The sequence below is a fragment of the Pseudomonas sp. 05N434 genome (assembly GCF_056396965.1).
Map to the genome: position 1 here is coordinate 1 of NZ_JBFTMK010000460.1, position 4133 is coordinate 4133.

Below are 4133 nucleotides of genomic sequence, written 5' to 3' on the forward strand. Positions count from 1 at the left end.
GGTTATGCACAGGCCTGCCCGAACGTCGGCAAACTGCTCACCAACCTGAGTTTTACTCAGGAAATGGAGAACAGCATCATGGCCGAAGTGGTGAACAAGAAGGTCAGCAACGCCGACGCGGCCAAGGCGTGGATCAAGGCCAATCCGGTGGTGCTGGATAAATGGCTGGAGGGCGTGAAGACCGTGGACGGCAAGGATGCTCTGCCGGCGGTCAAAGCCAAGTTGTAAGGTTCCCCTGTGGCGAGGAAGCTTGCTCCCGCTGGAGGGCGTAGCACTCCCATTTCGGCAGACCCGGTTTATCAGCCTCACCGAGTTGTCCGGATTTGCGACTGCTGCGCAGCCGAGCGGGAGCAAGCTCCCTCGCCACAATGATCTGCCCACTACGAGCCAATGCTTTACCCTGACGATTTACCCCGTACCGAGAGGACCCATGGCCTTCCCCAGCCGCCATTCACTCTTTCCCTTCCTGACCTGGTTGCCCCGGCAAACCCGCGCCAGCGTTGGTCGTGACCTGATCGTCGGCCTGAGCGGTGCGATTCTCGCGTTGCCACAATCGATTGCCTACGCCCTGATCGCTGGCCTCCCACCGGAATATGGCCTGTACGCCGCCATCATCCCGGTGCTGATTGCCTGCCTCTGGGGTTCGTCGTGGCATTTGATCTGCGGCCCTACGGCGGCCATTTCCATCGTCCTGTATGCCAGCGTCAGTCCTCTGGCCGTCCCTGCATCGCAGGACTACGTCACGCTGATCCTGCTTCTGACTTTCCTTGCGGGCATTTTCCAGTGGTTACTGGGTTTGCTGCGGTTCGGTGCCCTGGTGAATTTCGTCTCTCACTCGGTGGTGCTGGGCTTCACCCTCGGCGCAGCGGTGGTGATTGCCATCGGGCAGCTGCCGAACCTGCTGGGGCTGGATGTGCCCAACCAGGCCACGGCGCTCAACAGCTTGATGATGCTGCTCAATCATCTCGGCGAAGTGGACAAACCCTCGCTGCTGCTGGGCCTGGCCACGGTCGCGGTTGGCATCGTGCTGAAACTGCTGGTGCCGCGCTGGCCGACGCTGTTGATCGCTCTGGCCCTGAGCGGTTTGCTGGTATGGCTGTGGCCAGCGATGTTCGGTCATGTGAAGCTGGTCAGCGCGTTTGTCGGGCGGCTGCCGCCCTTCAGCCCGCTGCCGCTGGATCTGGACCTGATATTGCGCCTGCTGCCCAGTGCGGTGGCGGTCGGCATGCTCGGGCTGGTGACGAGCCTGTCGATTGCCCGCTCCCTGTCGGCCCGCTCGCAGCAGTTGCTCGATGCCAATCAGGAAGTTCGCGCCCAGGGTTTCTCGAACATGGTCGGGGCGTTTTTTTCCGGTTCGCTGTCCGCCGGTTCCTTCACTCGCTCGGGCCTGAGCTACGATGCCGGCGCCTGTTCACCGCTGGCCGGGGTTTTTTCGGCGCTGTGGGTGGCACTGTTCGCGATCTTCGGTGCGGCATTGATTGCGCACATCCCGATCCCGGCCATGGCTGGCAGCATCCTTTTGATCGCTTGGGGATTGGTGGATCATCGCGGCATTCGTGCCTTGTTGCGGGTCAGCCATGCCGAATTCCTGGTCATGGCGCTGACCTGTGTCGCCACCCTGTTGCTGGAGTTGCAGACGGCGATCTACGCCGGGGTGCTGGCGTCACTGTTCTTCTACCTCAAACGCACCTCACAGCCACGGGTGCAGCACTGGCGCAATGGTGACGAAGACATCCTGAGGGTCGGCGGTTCGATCTTTTTCGGCGCCAGCCATTACCTGCAAGTGCGCCTGCAACGGATGCACGGCCCACGAGTAGTGATCGAGGCGCAGCAGATCAACTTCATCGACTACTCGGGCGTGGAAATGCTGCACCAGGAAGCACGACGGCTGCTGCGTCAGGATCGCAGCCTGACCCTGCGGCAGGCACGGCCGCAAGTGGTGGAGGAATTGAGGAAGCTGGAAGGCGCGGAGAAATGCCCGATCCGGTTTGAGGACTAAACGCCACTGTTTTGACAAACAGATAACCTGTGGCGAGGGAGCTTGCTCCCTCGCCACAGAACTACAGCGCCAGTTGCCGGCGAAGTTCGGCCAGCACCGGCGCCGTATCCGGGCGCACACCGCGCCACAGATAGAAAGCTTCCGCCGCCTGCTCGGCCAACATGCCCAAGCCATCCATCGACACACCAGCCCCATGTTCACTGGCCCAACGGCAGAACGAGGTTGGGTCCTTGCCATACATCATGTCGTAGCAAACCGTCTTGCCCGGTTCGATCAAACTGCCGGCAATCGGCGGTACATCGCCGGACAAACTGGCGGATGTGGCGTTGATGATCAGGTCCACCGGCTCGCGCAGCCAGTCGAAACCGCTGGCCGACACCGGCCCCAGATCGGCAAACAATTGCGCCAGCAATTCGGCTTTTTCCACGGTGCGGTTGGCAATGATCACCGACGCCGGTTGCTCCGCCAGCAACGGCTCCAGCGCGCCGCGCACCGCGCCACCGGCCCCCAGCAGCAAGATGCGTTTGCCCGCGAGGCAGAATCCGGCGTTGACCGTCAGGTCCCGTACCAGCCCGGCACCATCGGTGTTGTCGCCCAGCAGACTGCCATCGGCCAGTTTGCTCAGGGTATTCACCGCGCCGGCCCGCTGCGCCCGCTGGGTCAAGCTGTTCGCCAGGCGATAGGCGTCTTCCTTGAACGGCACTGTCACATTCGCCCCACGGCCTTCGCGGAAAAATTCCAACGCACAGCCGGAAAAATCGTCGAGAGGTGCCAGCAAGGTGCTGTAGTCCAGTTTCTGCCCGGTCTGCTCGGCGAACAGACGGTGGATCAGCGGCGATTTGCTGTGGCCGATCGGGTTACCGAATACGACATAACGGTCCATCAGAATTCCTCGTTCAGGCCTTGGCCAACCAATCGCGGTCTTGCAGGAAGTATTCGGTCAGGCGTGCTTCTTCACTGCCCGGCTCGGCCTTCCAGTCGTAGGCCCAGCGTACTTGCGGCGGCAGCGACATCAGAATCGACTCGGTACGCCCGCCCGATTGCAGGCCGAACAGCGTGCCGCGGTCATAGACCAAGTTGAATTCAACGTAACGACCACGGCGAAACTCCTGGAACTCACGCTGTTTGGCGGTGAACGCATCATTCTTGCGGCGTTGTACGATCGGCAGGTACGCGTCGATGAACGCATCGCCGATGGCGCGCATGAAAGCGAAGCTGGTATCGAAGTCCCACTCGTTCAAGTCATCGAAAAACAGGCCGCCGATGCCCCGTGGCTCATGGCGATGCTTGATGTGGAAGTAGCTGTCGCACCAGGCCTTGTAGCGCGGGTAAACGTCCGGGCCGAACGGCGCGCAGGCCTGTTCGGCGACGCGGTGCCAATGCACGCAATCTTCTTCATTGCCGTAATAAGGGGTCAGGTCAAAGCCACCACCGAACCACCAGACCGGCTCTTCACCTTCTTTTTCGGCGATGAAAAAGCGCACATTGGCGTGGGACGTCGGCACATGGGGGTTATGCGGGTGAATCACCAACGACACGCCCAGGGCTTCGAAGCCTCGACCGGCCAGTTCCGGCCGATGGGCGCTGGCGGACGGTGGGAGACCGCTGCCAAACACGTGGGAATAGTTGACGCCGCCCTTTTCGATGACTGCGCCGTTCTCAATCACCCGGGTGCGACCACCGCCGCCGGCAGGCCGGGTCCAGGCGTCTTCGACGAAACGCGCGCCGCCGTCTTCGGCTTCCAGGGCAGCGCAAATACGGTCTTGCAGGTCGAGCAGGTAGGCTTTTACGGCCTCGGTGCGGGTAGTCATGGCATCACCTTGAATCGGGCAAAGCTACGCGGCGCTCCATCAGAGCGGGGGGCCGGCGCAAATGGGTCCGTAGCATAACATCGCAGGCGAGCCTGCCGCAGTTGACGAAGATCAAGCTTGGGAGTTCGATAGGGCGCTTGGCGCTACGACTCTAGAAGCCAAAGACCTAAGGAGAGAGCAGATGGCAAAGCGTATCCAGTTCCGCGTCCATGGCGGCCCCGAAGTGCTCGAATACGTGGATTACCAACCCGCCGAGCCCGGCCCGCAACAGGTACGCGTGACCAACAAGGCCATTGGCCTGAACTTTATCGACACCTATTACC

4 protein-coding genes and 1 pseudogene are annotated in these 4133 nt (G+C 61.6%); 3 read left to right on the forward strand and 2 right to left on the reverse strand.

Features of this window, described 5'->3' with window-relative positions:
* Both AC1DLB_RS23325 and AC1DLB_RS23330 read left to right on the forward strand, forming a co-directional pair.
* Positions 1 to 228: glycine betaine ABC transporter substrate-binding protein (locus tag AC1DLB_RS23325; RefSeq protein ID WP_477785720.1), on the forward strand; the 228-nt coding region annotated here is incomplete at its 5' end.
* Positions 229 to 430: 202 nt separating this feature from the next.
* Positions 431 to 1999, forward strand: a complete 1569-nt coding sequence (locus AC1DLB_RS23330) for a SulP family inorganic anion transporter (RefSeq protein WP_477743520.1) — start codon at positions 431 to 433, stop codon at positions 1997 to 1999.
* Between the two features lie 61 nt (positions 2000 to 2060).
* On the opposite strand, the gene aroE is transcribed toward AC1DLB_RS23330, so the two are convergent.
* Positions 2061 to 2882 (reverse strand): shikimate dehydrogenase, encoded by an 822-nt coding sequence (aroE, locus tag AC1DLB_RS23335; RefSeq protein ID WP_477743521.1) that lies wholly within the window; start codon positions 2880 to 2882, stop codon positions 2061 to 2063.
* Positions 2883 to 2895: 13 nt separating this feature from the next.
* Positions 2896 to 3810 carry an oxygen-dependent coproporphyrinogen oxidase gene (gene hemF, locus AC1DLB_RS23340; RefSeq protein WP_018927302.1) on the reverse strand — a complete coding sequence of 305 codons (915 nt, stop codon included), beginning with the start codon at positions 3808 to 3810 and terminating at the stop codon, positions 2896 to 2898.
* A 181-nt stretch (positions 3811 to 3991) separates the two neighbouring features.
* Here hemF and AC1DLB_RS23345 point away from each other — a divergent pair.
* Positions 3992 to 4133: pseudogene (locus AC1DLB_RS23345) on the forward strand (quinone oxidoreductase); the annotation flags it as partial.

Excerpts from the sequence above, each read along its gene's own strand:
- AC1DLB_RS23330 (WP_477743520.1), top strand. The coding sequence starts at position 431 with ATGGCCTTCCCCAGCCGCCATTCACTCTTTCCCTTCCTGACCTGGTTG.
- aroE (WP_477743521.1), bottom strand. The coding sequence starts at position 2,882 with ATGGACCGTTATGTCGTATTCGGTAACCCGATCGGCCACAGCAAATCG.
- hemF (WP_018927302.1), bottom strand. The coding sequence starts at position 3,810 with ATGACTACCCGCACCGAGGCCGTAAAAGCCTACCTGCTCGACCTGCAA.